Here is a 15,539-nt window from a genome sequence, read left to right on the forward strand (position 1 = left end):
TTTCCCTCCTCTCGTGCCCGGCCGTCCGAGTCCTGGTCTGTGCTCGGCCAGGAGGTCGATCGCCTGCACCACCCGCGCATGGGTGGACGCGTCGGGAGTGTCGAGTCACTGCCGCACCTCGTCGACCAGGTAGACGTCCCAGTCTCCAGCCACCACGGGGCTAGTATAGCAATCGCTATACCCGGCGGGTGTACCTGTCCGGCGGTTCAACAGGAGGTGAATGCCACTGTTGTTCCGTCTTCCCCGGGCCGGTGACCGCATGGCACGCTACCGGCACGTATCAGCCAACTGGGCGACCAGCCAATGATGACTGACCGCTAGGAGGACGGGCCCATGGGCGAGATGGTGAGCTTCACCGGCAACGGAGGGACGAGCGAGGGGTATCTCGCGATACCCTCCGGCGGTGCGGCCAGCCCGGCGGTCATCGTCATCCAGGACTGGTGGGGACTGGTGCCCCACGTCCGGGCCGTGGTCGACCGCTTCGCCGAGGCCGGCTTCGTCGCCCTCGCACCCGACTTCCGGCACGGCGGACCGGCCGTGAAGCCGACCGAGCCGCGGCTGATGCTGAACAGCTCCCAGATGGACGAGGCGGCCAGCGACATCGCCGCCGCCGCCGAATACCTGGCGAGCCGGTCCGAGGTCGCCGGCAAGGTGGGCTGCGCCGGGTTCTGCGCGGGCGCCAGCCTGGCGCTGTGGTCCGCCACGTTCTCCGAGCGCATCGTGGCCACCGCCGGGTTCTACCCGCGCCTGCCCTGGGAGGGCATGGCCACCGACTGGGCCGACTACGCCGGGAAGGCAGCGCTCATCCACTGCTCCGAGGCGGACGGCCTGTCCGCCGCCGACGGGGTGCAGAGCGTACGCCGGTCCATCGAGTCCGCCGGTGGCACCTGCCAGACGTTCGACTACCCGGGCACCGCGCACGCCTTCTTCAACGAGGACCGGCCCGAGCACTTCGACCAGCGGGCGGCGGCCACCGCCTGGGCCCGCACGCTGGAACTGTTCCGGGCGAAGCTTGGCTGAGTCGCGTACCCCGCAGGACGTGGTCGCCCGCGCCGCGCGGGCGGCCGACCTGGCCGACCTCGACGGCGCGGTCAGCGACTGCTTCGCCTGCCCGCGCCTGGTGGCGTGGCGGGAGGAGGTCGCCCGGGTCAAGCGGGCGGCCTTCCGCGACCAGGACTACTGGGGACGGCCGGTGCCCGGCCTCGGGCCGGCGGACGCCAGGATCGCGATCCTCGGCCTGGCGCCGGCGGCGCACGGCGGCAACCGCACCGGCCGGATCTTCACCGGGGACCGGTCCGGTGACGTGCTGTTCGCCGCGCTGCACCGCGCCGGGCTGGCCAACCAGCCGACGAGCGTGTCCGCGGACGACGGCCTGACGCTGCGCGACACCCGCATCTTCGCCGCCGTGCGGTGCGCGCCGCCGGACAACAAACCCACCCCGGACGAGCGGGACACCTGCGCGCCGTGGCTGCACCGCGAGGTCGAGTTGATCCGGCCCACGCTGCGCGTCGTGGTCGCGCTCGGCGCGTTCGCGTGGGCCGCGTGGTGGCCGGTGCTACGCCAGGTGTACGGGCAGCGGCCGCCCACTCCGCGACCGGTGTTCGGTCATGGGGCACACTGGTCCGGCGAGTCGGTGCCGGCGTTGCTGGGCTGCTATCACGTCAGCCAGCAGAACACGTTCACCGGCCGGCTCACACCGGCGATGCTGGACGACGTGTTCACCCGGGCGAAGGACCTGGCCGGGGTGGACTGAGGAGCACCTGGGGCGGTGGGATGGATTTCGGCGTACTGCGCAGGTGGTGGCCGGTCGCCGCGGTGACGGTGCTGCTCGCGCTCGCCGCGTTCGCCGCCGGTCACTCCGCCATCGGGGCCAGCCGGATCCCGCCCGCCGCCGACACCATCCCGTACGTGCCGGACTACCCGTCGCCGGAGGCAGTCCCGTCGATCCCCGTCGAGCCCCGGGACGTGGGTGAGTCCACCTCGGGCGGTGTCCCGGGCTGGCTGGCCACCGCCGCCGTGGTGTTGCTGTCCGCGGTGGTGCTGGGCGCCGTCGGGTACGTCCTGTGGAATGTGCTCCGGGGCGCGTTGCGGCGCACTACTCGCGCGGTGCCGGTGCGGCGCACCAGGCGTACCGCGGAGGGGACCGCCCGCGAGGTGGTGGCCGCGCTCGACGCCGGACTCGTCGAACTGGACGACCGTTCCACCGACCCGCGGACCGCTGTGATCGCCTGCTGGGTACGCCTGGAGGAGGCCGCCGAGGACGCGGGTGTGCCCCGGCACACCGGTGACACCCCGACCGACCTGGTCGGCCGGCTGCTGCGCGGCGACGCGGCGGCCGGGATCCCGGCGATCGCCAGCGCCGACGTGCTCGACGGTTTCGCGCACGTCTACCGGGAGGCCCGCTACGCTACGCACCCGGTCGACGAGCACACCCGGGACCAGGCCCGCGCCGCGCTGCGCCGGCTGCGCGGCGAGCTGACCACTCTGGCGGGTGAGGCGTCGTGAGCACCAGCATCGACGACCTGCTGTCGTTCGGCGAGGAGCCCGCCGGGGAGGACGTGCGGCCCTCGGGCGGCGGGCGGGCGCGCCTGCTGGTGCGGAGCGCCGCGGTCACCGCAGCCGTCGTGGTCGTGGTCGTGGTCGGGCTGCGCGCGGTCGGCCTGAAGGTACCGATCTGGATCATTGTGGCCGGGGTGCTCGCCGTGCTCGCCGTACGCCGCGTCACCACCGCGCTCTCACCCCCGCCGCCGCCCCGCGCGGGCGCCCGCGCGCCCGCCGGCGAGGAGCCCGGCACCTGGAACTGGTCCGCCCGGGACGCGCTGCGTGCCGCCATCAACGGCTGGGAGCGCCCGCTGGACTGGTGCGGTGGCGACCAGGGGCGGTTCAACGAGCGCATCCTGCCCCGCCTCGGCGAGATGGCCGACGAACGGCTGCGCCAGCGCCACGGCGTCACCCGAGAGTCCGACCCGGCCCGCGCCCGGACGGTGCTCGGCGAGCCACTGTGGACGTTCCTCGCCACCCCCGTCCGCCGCCCCCCGTCGCCGCGCGACCTCGCGGCGATCGTCGCCCAACTGGAGAAGATCTGATGAACGACGTGGACCGGAGCATGGCCCCCGCCGAGGTGGGCCGGCTCGCCCGGGCCGTCCTGGAGGCGGTCGGCACCGTCGTGGTCGGCAAGCGGGACGCGCTGGAGCTGGTGCTGGCCGGCATCCTCGCCGGTGGTCACGTGCTGCTGGAGGATCTGCCCGGCCTGGGCAAGACGCTCACCGCGCGCTGTTTCGCGCAGGCGCTCGGGCTGGACTTCCGGCGGCTCCAGTTCACCCCGGACCTGCTGCCCGCCGACGTGACCGGCTCGTTCCTCTACGACCAGAGCAGCGGCGACTTCGCCTTCCGGGCCGGGCCGGTGTTCACCAACCTGCTGCTCGCCGACGAGATCAACCGCACGCCGCCGAAGACGCAGTCGGCGCTGCTGGAGGCGATGCAGGAGAAGCAGGTCTCGGTGGAGGGCGTGACCTACCGCCTGGACGAGCCGTTCCACGTGCTCGCCACCGCCAACCCCATCGAGTACGAGGGCACGTACCCGCTGCCGGAGGCGCAGCTCGACCGGTTCCTGCTGCGGGTCTCGTTCGGCTACCCCACCCACGACGAGGAGTGGGACGTGCTGCGCCGCCGGATCGCCCGCCGCCGCGAGGAGGCGGAGATCAAGCCGGTGGTGGACGCCGCCACGCTGCGCGCCATGCAGGCCGCGCTGGAGGACGTGGTGGTCGAGGACTCGATCGGCCGCTACATCGTGGCGCTGACCGCCGCGACCCGGGAGCACCCGTCGGTGCTCGTCGGCGCGTCCCCGCGCGGCTCGCTGGCGCTGCTGCTGCTGTCCCGGGTCCGGGCGGTGCTCGCCAACCGGGACTACGTGGTGCCGGAGGACGTCAAGGCGGTGGCGGCGCCCGCGCTGGCGCACCGGATCACGCTGCGGCCGGAGATGTGGCTGCGTCGCGTCGACCCGTCGTTCGTGGTCGGCGAGGTGCTGGAGTCGACGCCCGCCCCGGCCAGCGGCGCGCTGCCCAGCTACGCCGCCGGACGCTGATGGACCGGGCCGACGCGGCGAGCGGCTGGGCGCCCACCTGGGCACTCGGCCGGGCCGTGCTGCTCACCGGCGTGCTGCTCGTGGCCGCCGTCCTGCTCGGCCGCATCGACCTGGTGGTGCTCGCCACGCCGTTCGCGCTCGGGACCGCGTACGCGCTGCGCCGTCGCCCCGCCGGCCTGCCCGAGCTGGAACTGGGCGTGGGGGACACCCACCTGGTCGAGGGCGCGCCGCTGGCCGCCACCGTCGCCGTGGCCAACCCCGACCTGATCGGGTACGACCTGGCTGTGGTCCGGACCCGGATGTCGCGCTGGCTGCGGGTGGAGCAGGTCGGCTTCGGCGGCACCGGGCTGGACGTGAGCCGCTCCGGCGGGGCGGACCGCCCGTTCGTCACCTCCGTACCGCGGGGCAGCGCCGTCGACCTGGAACTGACCGGCACCGCCCTGCGATGGGGGCGGCACCCGATCGGCCCGGCCGGGGTGCGGGTCGCCGCCGCCGACGGGCTGCTGGTCTCCCGCGCGGTGATCACCGACCCGATCCGGGCCCGGGTCTATCCGCGTACCGAGCCGTTCGACGCGGTCGAGGCGATGCCCCGGGCCGCCGGGCTGGTCGGCGCGCACCGGTCGCGGCGGCCGGGCGAGGGCGGCGAACTGGCCGGGGTACGCGTGTTCGCACCCGGCGACCGGCTGCGCCGGATCGACTGGCGGGTCTCGCTGCGGGCCCGCCAACTGCACGTCGCCGCCACGCTCTCGGACCGGGACGCCGAGGTGGTGGTGCTGCTGGACGTGCTGGCCGAGGCAGGCCGCTCCGGTGGCGTGAACGGCACCGCTTCGGTGCTGGACACCACCGTGCGGGCCGCCGCCGCGATCGCCGAGCACTACCTGCACCGCGGTGACCGGGTGTCGATGCTGGAGTACGGCCCGGCCGCCCGCCGGCTGCGTCCGGCCACCGGGCGGCGGCAGTACCTCACAGTGCTGGAATGGCTGCTCGACGTGCAGGCCACGACGTCCCCGCACGAGCCGTACGACCAGGTCTTCGGCCCGCAGGTGCTCTCCTCGGACGCGCTCGTGGTGGTGCTCACCCCGCTGCTCGACGAGCGGTCCGCGCAGATGCTGGCCCGGCTGGCCCGGGGCGGGCGGTTCGTGGTGGCGGTGGACACGCTGCCGGCCGAGCTGCCGGTGCCGAAGGAACGCGGCTGGGCCGAGGTGGCGTACCGGCTGTGGCGGCTGGACCGGGACACGATGATCGGCCAGCTCCGCGAGCACGGCGTGCCGGTGGTGCGCTGGGCGGGCGCGGGCAGCCTGGACGAGGTGCTGCGCGACGTGGCCCGGCTGGCGACCGCCCCGAAGGCGGGGCTGCGGTGAGCGCGAGGAACGGAAGGGCGGGCCGGTGAACGCGGTGGTGGAGCGGTGGCGGGCCCTGCGGTATGCGGCTGCCCGGGTCAGCCCGCTGCCGCTGCTCGTACGCGGCGGCATCTTCCTCACCGTGCTGGCCGGCTTCCTGCTCGCGTACCCGGCGCAGGCCCTCACCCCGCGCTCGCTGCTGGCCATGACGGTGGCCGCGGTGCTCCCGGCGGCCGGGCCGCGCCGGATCTGGCCGACGTTCACCGCGCTGGTGACAGTCGGCGGGTGGCTGCTGGCCACGCTCGGCTTCGACCGGCCGCCGGCGCTGTGGCGGCTGCTCGCCGTGGCGACGCTGCTCTACCTGGCGCACTCGCTGTGCGCGCTGGCCGCGCTGCTGCCCTACGACGGTCTGATCGATCCGGACGTGGTGCTGCGGTGGCTGGGCCGGGCGGGCGGCGTGGTGCTCGCCAGCGCCGTGCTCGGCGTGGTGCTGGCGTGGCTCGGGGGAGTGGGCGGCACCGACGGCTCCCAGGCCGCGACAGTGGCGGGACTGCTGGTGGCGGTGGGGCTGAGCGGCTTGCTGGGCTGGCTGCTCCGGCGCAGGTGACCCGCCGTTCCAGGGACGTTGCGCAGGTCACACCGGTTGTGCTCCGTCACAGAAGGGGGTCTCGCGCGGGATTACCCGAAGCACCCGGGGAAAGATAGATGACGTGAACCCGAAGCGGATCCTTGTCGTGGGTGCCGGTCACGTGGGCCTGTACGCCGCTCTGCGCCTGTCCAAGAAGCTGAGCAGGCGTGAGGCGGAGGTCATCGTCGTCGACCCGCAGCCGCACATGACGTACCAGCCGTTCCTCCCGGAGGCATCGGCGGGCAACATCTCCCCTCGGCACGCCGTGGTGCCGCTGCGGCGGGAGTTGCGTAAGTGCACCGTGGTGGCGGGCACCGTCACCCGGATCGACCACGACCGCATGACCGCCGTGGTGCAGCCGATCAGCGGCCCGGCCCGGGAGATCCAGTACGACCACGTGGTCGTCGCCCCCGGCTCGGTCTCCCGCACCCTGCCGATCCCCGGCCTGCACGAGAACGGCATCGGGTTCAAGACCATCGGCGAGGCCATCTTCCTGCGCAACCACGTGCTGGACCGGCTCGACGTGGCGGCCTCCACCACCGACCCGGCGGTCCGCAGCCGTGCGCTGACGTTCGTCTTCGTGGGCGGCGGCTACGCCGGAATCGAGGCGCTCGCCGAGATGGAGGACATGGCCCGGGACGCGCTGCGCTACTACCCGGAGCTGAAGCCGGAGGACATGCGCTGGGTGCTCGTCGAGGCCACCCAGCGGGTGCTGCCCGAGGTCGACCGGGACATGGGCGCCTACACGGTGCAGCAGCTGATGAAGCGGGACATGGACATCCGCCTGGACACCCGGCTGGAGTCCTGCGTCGACGGTGTGGTGAAGCTCTCCGACGGCGACAGCTTCCCGTCCGACACGATCGTCTGGACCGCCGGCGTCAAGCCGTCGCCGATGCTGGACGCGACCGACTTCCCGCGTGACGAGCGCCGCCGGGTCACCTGCCGGCCGACGCTGCAGATCGTGGACGGCGACCGGGTGGTCGAGGGCGCGTGGAGCGCCGGCGACTGCGCCGCCGTACCGGACCTGACCAAGGAGCCGGGTAACTTCTGCTCCCCGAGTGCCCAGCACGCGGTGCGGCAGGCGGCGCGGATGGCCGACAACATCGCGAACGTGATCCGCGGGCGCGAGCCGGTCGACTACAAGCACAAGCACGCCGGCAGCGTGGCGAGCCTCGGCCTGCACAAGGGCGTGGCGCAGGTCTACGGCATCAAGATGACCGGCTGGCCGGCGTGGTTCATGCACCGGACGTACCACATGTCGCGGATCCCCTCGTTCAACCGCAAGGTGCGCGTGGTGGTCGACTGGACGCTGGCGTTCTTCCTCAAGCGTGAGGTGGTCGCGCTGGGCCAGCTGCACGACCCGCGCGAGGAGTTCGCCGAGGCGTCCGCCCCGCCGGTCGCCGCGCGCGTCTGACGCGTTTCGCGTAAGGGCCCTTCCCGTACCGGAGGGGCCCTTCGCCGTGTCCGGGGTCAGAAGTGCCAGGTCCAGGCGTCGGCGAGCCGCGTACCCGGCCGTCCGAACAGCTGCTCCAGGGTCCGGCGCAGCATCTCCGCGTGCGGCGTGTCGTCTGTCACCGCGACGCACGAGGCGTGCCAGAACTCGACGTCCCGCGCGGCCTGGCGGCGTTGCCGGTCACCGATCGCGGGCGCCACGCCTCGGCGGGCCACGTCGGCGAGCAGCGCCGAGGTGGGACGCTGCCAGGTACCCATGGTGGCCGAGCCGTGCGGGCCGTACGGGCCGATGAAGAAGCCCTCCGGCATGGCGAACGCGACGCCGGTGGCGGTGGCCCAGCGCATCGGCCAGGGATCCTGCGGGGTGGCGGTGGGCACCGGCACCAGCACCCCGCCGGGGCGTACGCACTTCTGCCAGTGGCCGCCGGTGACGAACTCGGGCAGCGGCGGCCGGTCCATCGTGGGCAGCGGCGTCGGGAAGACGCTGAGCAGCGCCGCGCCGACCGCGACCGGGACGAGCCGGCGGGCCCGGCCGGACTCGCCGAGCGCCCGGTGCACGGCGAGGGTGAGCACGGTGCCGACGAGCGGCAGCACCGCCAGCGCGAAACGCATCGGCAGCGCGCCGTCCACCACCGGCAGCCCGGCCAGCAGCGCGTACGGGCCGGGGATCCCGGTCCGCTCACCGCCCGCCACCACCTGCGGGCCGAGCGCCAGCGCGGCCATCACCAGCGCCCCGGCCACGAGCGCCACCACCGGGGCCCGCCGCCCCAGCCAGACCGCGCAGGCGGCGGCGACCAGCAGCAGCGGCCAGCCCAGGAACGTGGTGAACTCGGCCGGACCGGTGGTGAGCCGTACCGCCTCCGGGCTGCCGAACACCGTCAGTGCGGACAGGCGGGTCCAGCCGATCAGGTCGGCGGAGAAGTAGGCGGGTGGGAACATGCCGTCCGCGACGCCCTGCGGGCCGGCGAACTGCACCCACAGCGGGTACGCCAGCACCGGCAGCGCCAGCCCGGCGGCGACGAGCAGACCACCGGCGAACCCGGAACCGGCCCGGCGCAGCAGATCCCGGTCGGCCAGCCCGTACGCGACGGCGGTCACCGCCAGGGTGAGCGCGGCGAGGAACAGCACCTCCTCGCCGACGAAGACCTGCACGGTGACGACAGCGGCGAGCCCGGCCGCGGAGGAGGCCATCCGGCGGCGGTCCGGGCCGTCCGGGTGACCGGCCGGGTCGGCGGCACGCAGCAGCCGGACCACGAGCCAGACCAGCACCGGGACCAGCCACTGCGCGGTCATGTGCAGGTGGCCGTTGCTCTGCGAGACCATGCCCGGCCCGAAGCCGCCGAGCGCCGCGCCGAGTACGGCAGCGAGCCGGCGGGCCCGCAGGACGCGGGTGAACAGCAGGTACCAAGCGAGCGCCGTACCGGCCATGTTCACGGCGACGAGCAGGGCGAACGTGACAGGCGCCCCGAACGCCAGCGTGACCGGGGCGAGCAGCACGCCGAGCGCCACGACCGAGGTGTTCGCCATCAGGTTGACCCCGTCCGGCGCGTTCAACCGGCCGGTGACCAGGCTCAGCTCGCCACACAGGGCACGCGCGTCCAGCGCCAGGAACCACTCGTACAGCGTCTGGTCGGCCGGGTTGAGGGCGAGTGTGCGCGTGCCCGGCGCCGGCCAGAGGCCGTGGGTGAGCCAGGCGGCGAGCGCGGCGAACGCCAACCCCACGAGCAGGTCCGCGCGGTGCCGCCGGACGGCGGCCGTCACCCGCCGCGCGACCCCCGCCGGACCGGCCGCCCGGCGGTGATCGGGCCGGAGGGCCGGGCGGGCGGCGCTGGTCACGGCCTCGACCATAACGGCCGCACCCGCCGGGGTACGCCGCGTCGCGGCCGAGCCGCTACGGTGAGATCTGCACCTCCGCGTGTCGACGCGCCGGTGTCACCCGCCCGGGTGGTGGAACGGCAGACACGGCCGCCTTAAAAGCGGCTGCCGCAAGGCGTGCGGGTTCGACCCCCGCCCCGGGCACGCGACAGCTCCCCTCATGATCACGAGCGGCTCGCCGCGGGCCCGCCACATGACGCGCTCGCGTCAGCGGCGGGCCCGCAACGTGTTCACCGCAGGCGGGTCGGTCCTCACCCTGGTCTTCCTCATCCTGGTCTTCCTCGGCCGGGCCGTCTCCTGCTGGATCGGCCGGAACATCGTCGCGCCAGACCAGCACCGCCGTTCTGTCGTCGTGGGAGCCCTGTCGCCGATAGCGCAGAGTGTCGCCGACGCCGAATGGCAGATGTGGTATCTGCCACTGCCCGCCCAGCCACTCCCGGAGCGTGCCGGAGTGGCGCAGGTCGTTCGCCAGCCCGTCGGTCCCGAGGACCACCACGGCGGCCGGGGGCAGCTCGGCCACCTCGATGTCCTCCTCTGCCTGATACGGCATCGTCGCCGTCACCAGGTTGAGCGGGCCGGTCTCGGCCGGGAATGCCTCGGTGAAGACGCCGGTCCGGAGAGTGAACGCGGACACGTCCCCGATCCGGGCGACGACGCAGCCACGCTCCGAGAACACCGCTACCGCGCCGACGCAACCCGCCGTCCTGGGATCAATGCCGTACGCCTCCCGGACCTTCTGTTCCATTCGTTCACTCGCCCGGACGAGTAGCCGAGCAGGATCCGCCTCGGTCGGCTCGTCAGCCTCGGCTCTGGCCGCCGAGATCAGCACCGACTCGACGAACAGGTGCGCTCCCAGCTGCGAGTACGGCTTGGATCCCAGACCGTCGGCGACGGCTACATACAACCGGCCTGATTCCCCGAGCATGAAGTTGTACGCGTCTTGCCGGGGTTGCCCGGACTGGAGGTGGCCCACGCCGATCATCGACGCGCCGGCCACCTGGTAGCCGCCGGCCACGATCCCGTCCAGGGCGATCGCGGGTGGGCGGAGGGTGAGTCCAGCCTTGAGCTGCCCGTGCTGGACGTCGGCGACCCGTCCGATCACCGGAGCGGCCGACGGGAGGTCGGCCGGCTTCGGCTCCTCCTCCGGGAGGGGCGCCGGCTGCACCGGAACCGGCTGTTCCGGTGCGGCCGGTGGCTGGGACGGGGTGAGGTCCGGCTCGGCCGGTGCCTCGCCCCCGCTCCACAGGTGGGCGAACGGAAACGGCATGCCGGCCTCAGATCGTCAGAGCCGGGAGCGGCGTGAAGTGGTCGCTCGGCGCCTCCAGGTACAGCCCCTCCTGCTTGGCCGGGTCGGCGAGGCTCGTCGAGGTGGTCCGGATGCTCCCGATCAGCGCATTCATGATCTCGCGGACCTGGCTGACCGGATCGGCGTCCTTGGCCATGAAAGCGAACCGGGTGGCGATCTTCTGGAGCTCCTCCCGGTGCGCGTCGGCGAGACCGAAGGCGACCACCTCGGGCGCGAACTTCCATCCCGGGTCCCGCAGGCTCTTGAGCGCTTCGGTCCAGTCTTCGGCGGCCTGATGCGCCCCGTCGCTCATGAAGAACACGACCGGCCGGTAGACCGGCGTGCCCTTGGGCAGGGAGCTCATACCGGCCTCGATCGCCTGCCGGGCGCCACGGAAACCGGCTGCGAAATTGGTGCCGCCCTCGACCAGCAGTTCGGGCAGCGGAGCTTCGGCGATGTCGCAGAGGGGGAGGGCTACCCGGCTCTCATCCGAGAACGTCACCACGGCGATGCGCGCGATCTCGCCGACCGTCGGGTTGGACCGCATCTCGTGCTGAATCTCCGGCAGGGCCTTGTTCACCGCCTCGATCGGACCACCCGACATCGAGGCGCTGACGTCGACCAGCAGGAAGACCGGGAAGATGGTGAAGAGCTCATTCGATGACATGTTGGTTCTCCCTTTCCGGAGTGTGATGTTCAGGCGGCCAGGCCTACCAACCACGACAGGAGAGCGAAGCCGCTCAGACCGAGGCCGAGGCAGCTGCTGACAATGGCGGCGGTACGGCCGGGGTAACCGGAGTAGGTCCTGATGGACTGGGCCAGGACGAGACCACAGACGACCCCGCCGACCGGCCACAGGCAGAACGACAGCAAGGTCAGCGGCAGGTACCAGGCGACTCCGCCGCCCATCGCCCAACGCGCCAGTGCCCCTGGGCCCTTGCCGGGCATCGGCGCGTAGGGCGGTGGGAACACGTATTGAGGCGGCGGGTACTGCGGAAGAGGCGGCTGCGGTATGGGCGGTCTCTGATACACGTGCGTTGGTCGATGTGGCGGCGGCGGAGGCGGGGGCCGATGCCGGTAGGGCTGCGGCTGCGGTTGTGGTGGCGGGTACTGCTGATACGGCGGCGGCTGATGCCGCGTCCCGGACGGCGGTCGCGGAGGGCTGGGCGGCGGTAGCGGCGTGAAGACTCCCGGCGTGACGACCTGCTGGGGTCTCGGCGCGTTCAGCTCCTTGTCCAGCCGGGCCAACGCCGCCTCGTCGTACTTCCCGCCGGCCACGTAGACCTCGATCAAGGTCCTGACCCACTCGGCCGGCTCCGGCCGCTTGCTCGCGTCCAGCGGATCGGTCAGCCCTCGCCGCATCAGCGCAGCCACTCGCGGATCGAGGTCCGATGGGATCTGGCCCGGTGCCGACCAGGTGCCGTCCTTCTGCTTGCCGAGCGCGCCCCCCTTGATCAGCAACAGCCCGCGGTAGAACGCCAGCGCCAGGCAGTACCAGTCGCTGTAATGGTCGTGCGCCGGCACGACCTTGTCGACCACCCGCGGGTCGGTCCAGTAGACCGCCTGCACTCCCACCTTCGGCGGTGGATCCTGCGGCACCATGCCGTCGCAGTCGATCAGATACGCCTCCGGCGTCGGGTCGACCGTCCAGGCGACGTTCTTGGCGTTGATGTCGCCGTGCACCAGCCCTTTGCTGTGCACGAACGCGAGGATCTCGGCCATCCGGAGCAGCACGATCAGCCGTTTGGTGGCGGGCGGTGGTTTCGACCGGATCATGACCAGGAAATCGAGCGTGTTGACGGTGCCGTGCGTCGGGTGGAAGTAGCGCTGTGGGATGGCCGGCAGCACGCATCCGATGATCTGGCGATTGGGCAGGCGGACGACGTCGACCGGCCAGTTGACAGACGACTCCGGCCGAGCCCCGATCTCCAGCCCTTGCTGGATCAGCACGTCCCGGCCGATCTCGACGAGCTGCTCCAGGTGCACGGCCGACGGGGCCTTGTCCGGGGAGTGGTACTGCTTGTAAACCCAACGCGGGTCGGTGAGACGGTAGATGGCCCCGACGCCGCCCTTGCTGATCGGGTCGCCTACCACCGTGTAAGTCCCGTGATCACCGTGGGCGATCCGCCGGGCGGAGGGGGTGGTCATGAACTGCCCAGCCCGGAGAGGCTGTCGATGGTGCCGTCGACCCGCCCCGAGTTGCCGCAGCGCGGGCAGTTGAAGACTTCCCAGCTGCGGTCATGGCAGCTGAGCTCACGGCACTGCCCGCAGCGGACGAAATTGTCCGCTCCGCAGTACACGCAGCCCGGATAAGCCGCGCCGAGGCTGAACGACCCGTTGATCGAGCCGTTCCCGTGCTGGGGCGGCACCACACTTCCGGGCCGTTGCTTCGAACCGGCCGTCGCTACGTACGACTCGCCGTCCCACCGGAACCGGATCACCGCAGGCAGGCGCGTCGAGCTGCACACCATGCTGACGAAGAGAGCATCGTCCGTCATCGGCCTGAGTCCTTCCCTGTACGCATCCACCGGTCTCTGACGGACAGGGCTTCCCCGGCCGACGGAAGTCCGTCGGCGCCTGGTACGGAACTCTCAGCTTTCCCACAGCTAGCCGTGGCGCGAGCGATTGCGCCCACGTCTACCCTGGAGTAGCACGTCTTTCGTGCGATCGACCCCCTGAGGGAGGCCTGAGAAGTGAAGACGTCGAACCCGGTGCTCGCCCGGCTCGGCCAGGCGGCAGAGCGTGAGCGGGCGGCCGGGTACGCCCAGCCCGGGCCGTACGGTCAGCCCGGATACCCCCAGCAGTACCCGCAGCAGCAGTACCCCCAGCAGCCCTACGCCCAGCCCTACCCGGGCGGCTACGGCCAGCCGGTGGCCCCGCCCACCGTGACTCCGATGACCCTCGACGACGTGGTCGTCAAGACGGTCCTCATGCTCGCCATCCTCGGCGCCTCGGCCGCTGCGGCCTGGGTGCTCGTGCCGGACTCGCTCGTCGGCGTCGCGTGGATCGGCGCCGCTGTGGTCGGCCTGGTGCTCGGCCTGATCATCTCGTTCTCGCGGATGGCCAACCCGGCGCTCGTCGTGGCGTACTCGGTCATCGAGGGCGTCTTCGTCGGCATGGTCAGCAAGGCGTTCGAGTCGCTCTACGACGGCATCGTGCTCCAGGCGGTCGTGGCCACGTTCGGCGTGTTCTTCCTGATGGCGATGATCTACAAGGCGCGGATCATCCGGGCCACGCCGAAGTTCGCCCGGATCATGGTGGCGATCATGGCCGGCCTGTTCGGCGTGATGCTGGTCAACCTGGTGCTGGCGCTGTTCGGCGTGAACACGCACCTGCGTGACGGCAGCCCGCTCGCGATCGGCTTCAGCCTGGTCTGCATCGTGGTGGCGTCGCTGAGCTTCGTGCTCAACTTCGCCGACATCGAGGAGGGGGTCCGGATGGGCCTCCCGCAGCGTTACTCCTGGACCGCCGCCTTCGGCATCGTGGTCGGCCTGGTCTGGCTCTACATCGAGATCCTGCGGCTGCTCAGCTACTTCCAGGGCGACGACTGACATCACGCCCTCCCCGACGACGCCCGCCTGCCGCATCCGCGGCGGCGGGCGTCGCCGTTTCCCCGTCCCCGCCGGGCCGCCCGGGGCAGAGTGGGATCCGGGTACGTGGGCGGGAGGTGGTCACGGTGCGCAGTGCCAACCCGGTGCTGGACCGGCTGGACGACGTCGGCCGCGCCGAGCGGCAGGTGCTCGGGGTCGGGACCGCCGACACGATGACGGTGGCCGACGTGGTCAGCCGGACCGTGGGTCTGCTGCTGGTCACCGGCGTCACGGCGGCGGTGTCATGGGTGGTGGTGCCGCAGGCCGCGTGGATCTCCGCCGCGCTCGCCGGAAGCGCGCTGGCCAGCCTGGCCCTGGTGCTCGTCATCTCGCTCAAGCAGATCACCAGCCCGCCGGTCGTCGTCGGGTACGCGGTGCTCCAGGGGCTGCTGCTCGGGGTGGCCAGCCGTGCCTTCGAGATGGTCTACCCGGGCATCGTGGCGCAGGCCGTGGTCGGCACGTTCGGCGTCTTCCTCGGCATGGCGGTGCTCTACCGGGCCCGGCTGGTCCGCGCCACCCCGCGTCTGGCCCGGTTGGTCATCGGCACGCTCGTCGGGATCGTGGCGATCGGCCTGGTCAACCTGGTCGCGTACCTGTTCACCGGGCGGCAGGGGGTGGTCGTCTACAGCCTCAGTGACCGGGTGGGCTGGTTGCCGTACCTGTTCTCGGTGGTGGCGATCATCGCGGGCGCGCTCAGCTTCATCCTCGACTTCGACCTGGTCGAGCGGTCGGCCGCGAACCGGCTGCCCCGCCGGTACGCCTGGTACTGCGCCTTCGGTCTGCTGGTCGGGCTGATCTTCCTGTACTGGCAGATCCTCCGCCTGCTCAGCTACGTACGCCGCTGACGCCGGCTGAGCACGTTCCGGCCCGGTGTCGCCGTAGACTCGGCGGCGATGAGCGCAGCGGAACTGGACCGGGCGGTGACCCTGCTGGTCCGACAGGTCGGGCACTGGCAGCAGCCGCGCTGGTCGGCCAAGGCGGACGGCGGGAACGTGTCCCGGGCCGACCTGGTGCACAAGCTGGTCCAGGAGATCGCCAACCTGGCCGCCGACGCGGCCGGCGAGCCGCGACGCGACGTGCCCCGCCTCCCCAGCGACCTGGCCCTGCCCGACCAGCTCCGCGTGGTAGCCGCCGACCTCACGCTCGCCGACCCCCCCGAGCCCGTCCTGGCCACCGCTACCGACGCGGTAACCCGAACCCGCACCGCCCTCTAGCCTCACCCACGCCCTCAGTCGGGTTGATCATGAAGTTGGCGGCGACAAAACGGGCGCCGATCCCCGCTAAC

15 protein-coding genes, 1 tRNA gene and 2 pseudogenes are annotated in these 15,539 nt (G+C 72.4%); 12 read left to right on the plus strand and 6 right to left on the minus strand.

Annotated elements, in window-relative coordinates; genetic code table 11:
- Positions 1-18: 18 nt before the first annotated feature.
- Positions 19-156 (minus strand): annotated as a pseudogene (locus tag CLT75_RS33525) (type II toxin-antitoxin system RelE/ParE family toxin); the annotation flags it as partial.
- 177 nt (positions 157-333) lie between these two features.
- Here CLT75_RS33525 and CLT75_RS29280 point away from each other — a divergent pair.
- The 8 genes from CLT75_RS29280 to CLT75_RS29315 all read left to right on the plus strand — a co-directional run bounded on the left by CLT75_RS29280 (position 334) and on the right by CLT75_RS29315 (position 7,466).
- The gene (locus CLT75_RS29280) at positions 334-1,020 is read left to right on the plus strand and encodes a dienelactone hydrolase family protein (RefSeq protein ID WP_135243364.1); all 687 of its coding nucleotides are present in this window, start codon (positions 334-336) and stop codon (positions 1,018-1,020) included.
- A 19-nt stretch (positions 1,021-1,039) separates the two neighbouring features.
- Positions 1,040-1,753, plus strand: coding sequence for a uracil-DNA glycosylase (locus tag CLT75_RS29285; RefSeq protein ID WP_013284105.1), 714 nt, complete (start codon positions 1,040-1,042; stop codon positions 1,751-1,753).
- A gap of 20 nt (positions 1,754-1,773) precedes the next feature.
- Positions 1,774-2,505, plus strand: a complete 732-nt coding sequence (locus tag CLT75_RS29290) for a DUF4129 domain-containing protein (RefSeq protein ID WP_135243365.1) — start codon at positions 1,774-1,776, stop codon at positions 2,503-2,505.
- Positions 2,502-3,086 (plus strand): hypothetical protein, encoded by a 585-nt coding sequence (locus tag CLT75_RS29295; protein ID WP_135243366.1) that lies wholly within the window; start codon positions 2,502-2,504, stop codon positions 3,084-3,086. The genes CLT75_RS29290 and CLT75_RS29295 overlap by 4 nt, the downstream gene beginning before the upstream one ends.
- On the plus strand, positions 3,086-4,084 hold the full coding sequence (locus CLT75_RS29300; RefSeq protein WP_013284108.1) for an AAA family ATPase: 999 nt from the start codon (positions 3,086-3,088) through the stop codon (positions 4,082-4,084). The genes CLT75_RS29295 and CLT75_RS29300 overlap by 1 nt, the downstream gene beginning before the upstream one ends.
- On the plus strand, positions 4,084-5,445 hold the full coding sequence (locus tag CLT75_RS29305) for a DUF58 domain-containing protein (protein WP_135243367.1): 1,362 nt from the start codon (positions 4,084-4,086) through the stop codon (positions 5,443-5,445). Before CLT75_RS29300 ends, CLT75_RS29305 begins: the two co-directional genes overlap by 1 nt.
- A gap of 25 nt (positions 5,446-5,470) precedes the next feature.
- Positions 5,471-6,031, plus strand: a complete 561-nt coding sequence (locus tag CLT75_RS29310) for a hypothetical protein (protein ID WP_135243368.1) — start codon at positions 5,471-5,473, stop codon at positions 6,029-6,031.
- Positions 6,032-6,134: 103 nt separating this feature from the next.
- Entirely contained in the window at positions 6,135-7,466 is a 1,332-nt protein-coding gene (locus CLT75_RS29315) for an NAD(P)/FAD-dependent oxidoreductase (protein ID WP_013284111.1), read from the plus strand.
- 56 nt (positions 7,467-7,522) lie between these two features.
- Here the strand turns inward: CLT75_RS29315 and CLT75_RS29320 are convergent, their stop codons facing one another.
- Complete coding sequence (locus CLT75_RS29320; RefSeq protein ID WP_135243369.1) at positions 7,523-9,352, minus strand: hypothetical protein; 1,830 nt, start codon at positions 9,350-9,352, stop codon at positions 7,523-7,525.
- Positions 9,353-9,442: 90 nt separating this feature from the next.
- On the opposite strand from CLT75_RS29320, the gene CLT75_RS29325 reads away from it, so the two are divergent.
- Positions 9,443-9,523 (plus strand) — tRNA-Leu (locus CLT75_RS29325).
- 328 nt (positions 9,524-9,851) lie between these two features.
- On the opposite strand, the pseudogene CLT75_RS29330 reads toward CLT75_RS29325, so the two are convergent.
- The 4 genes and pseudogenes from CLT75_RS29330 to CLT75_RS29345 form a co-directional block, all read right to left on the minus strand.
- Positions 9,852-10,646 (minus strand): annotated as a pseudogene (locus CLT75_RS29330) (protein phosphatase 2C domain-containing protein); the annotation flags it as partial.
- A gap of 7 nt (positions 10,647-10,653) precedes the next feature.
- Positions 10,654-11,331, minus strand: a complete 678-nt coding sequence (locus tag CLT75_RS29335; protein WP_486485377.1) for a vWA domain-containing protein — start codon at positions 11,329-11,331, stop codon at positions 10,654-10,656.
- 29 nt (positions 11,332-11,360) lie between these two features.
- Positions 11,361-12,812 (minus strand): hypothetical protein, encoded by a 1,452-nt coding sequence (locus CLT75_RS29340; RefSeq protein ID WP_135243371.1) that lies wholly within the window; start codon positions 12,810-12,812, stop codon positions 11,361-11,363.
- Positions 12,809-13,162: a hypothetical protein gene (locus CLT75_RS29345; protein WP_135243372.1), complete on the minus strand. Its 354-nt coding sequence runs from the start codon at positions 13,160-13,162 to the stop codon at positions 12,809-12,811. The genes CLT75_RS29340 and CLT75_RS29345 overlap by 4 nt, the downstream gene beginning before the upstream one ends.
- A 195-nt stretch (positions 13,163-13,357) precedes the next feature.
- Here CLT75_RS29345 and CLT75_RS29350 point away from each other — a divergent pair, with 195 nt between their 5' ends.
- From CLT75_RS29350 to CLT75_RS29360, 3 genes are all read left to right on the plus strand, one after another.
- The gene (locus CLT75_RS29350) at positions 13,358-14,215 is read left to right on the plus strand and encodes a Bax inhibitor-1/YccA family protein (RefSeq protein ID WP_013284113.1); all 858 of its coding nucleotides are present in this window, start codon (positions 13,358-13,360) and stop codon (positions 14,213-14,215) included.
- A gap of 125 nt (positions 14,216-14,340) precedes the next feature.
- Positions 14,341-15,099 carry a Bax inhibitor-1/YccA family protein gene (locus CLT75_RS29355; RefSeq protein ID WP_135243373.1) on the plus strand — a complete coding sequence of 253 codons (759 nt, stop codon included), beginning with the start codon at positions 14,341-14,343 and terminating at the stop codon, positions 15,097-15,099.
- A 48-nt stretch (positions 15,100-15,147) separates the two neighbouring features.
- Positions 15,148-15,468, plus strand: coding sequence for a hypothetical protein (locus CLT75_RS29360; RefSeq protein ID WP_135243374.1), 321 nt, complete (start codon positions 15,148-15,150; stop codon positions 15,466-15,468).
- The last annotated feature ends 71 nt before the right edge of the window (positions 15,469-15,539 follow it).

The organism is Micromonospora sp. CNZ285 (genome assembly GCF_004637285.1).

Coding starts and splice junctions, on each gene's coding strand:
- CLT75_RS29300 (WP_013284108.1), top strand. CDS start 3,086: ATGAACGACGTGGACCGGAGCATGGCCCCCGCCGAGGTGGGCCGGCTC.
- CLT75_RS29280 (WP_135243364.1), top strand. CDS start 334: ATGGGCGAGATGGTGAGCTTCACCGGCAACGGAGGGACGAGCGAGGGG.
- CLT75_RS29335 (WP_486485377.1), bottom strand. CDS start 11,331: ATGTCATCGAATGAGCTCTTCACCATCTTCCCGGTCTTCCTGCTGGTC.
- CLT75_RS29340 (WP_135243371.1), bottom strand. CDS start 12,812: ATGACCACCCCCTCCGCCCGGCGGATCGCCCACGGTGATCACGGGACT.
- CLT75_RS29320 (WP_135243369.1), bottom strand. CDS start 9,352: ATGGTCGAGGCCGTGACCAGCGCCGCCCGCCCGGCCCTCCGGCCCGAT.
- CLT75_RS29290 (WP_135243365.1), top strand. CDS start 1,774: ATGGATTTCGGCGTACTGCGCAGGTGGTGGCCGGTCGCCGCGGTGACG.
- CLT75_RS29305 (WP_135243367.1), top strand. CDS start 4,084: ATGGACCGGGCCGACGCGGCGAGCGGCTGGGCGCCCACCTGGGCACTC.
- CLT75_RS29360 (WP_135243374.1), top strand. CDS start 15,148: ATGAGCGCAGCGGAACTGGACCGGGCGGTGACCCTGCTGGTCCGACAG.
- CLT75_RS29345 (WP_135243372.1), bottom strand. CDS start 13,162: ATGACGGACGATGCTCTCTTCGTCAGCATGGTGTGCAGCTCGACGCGC.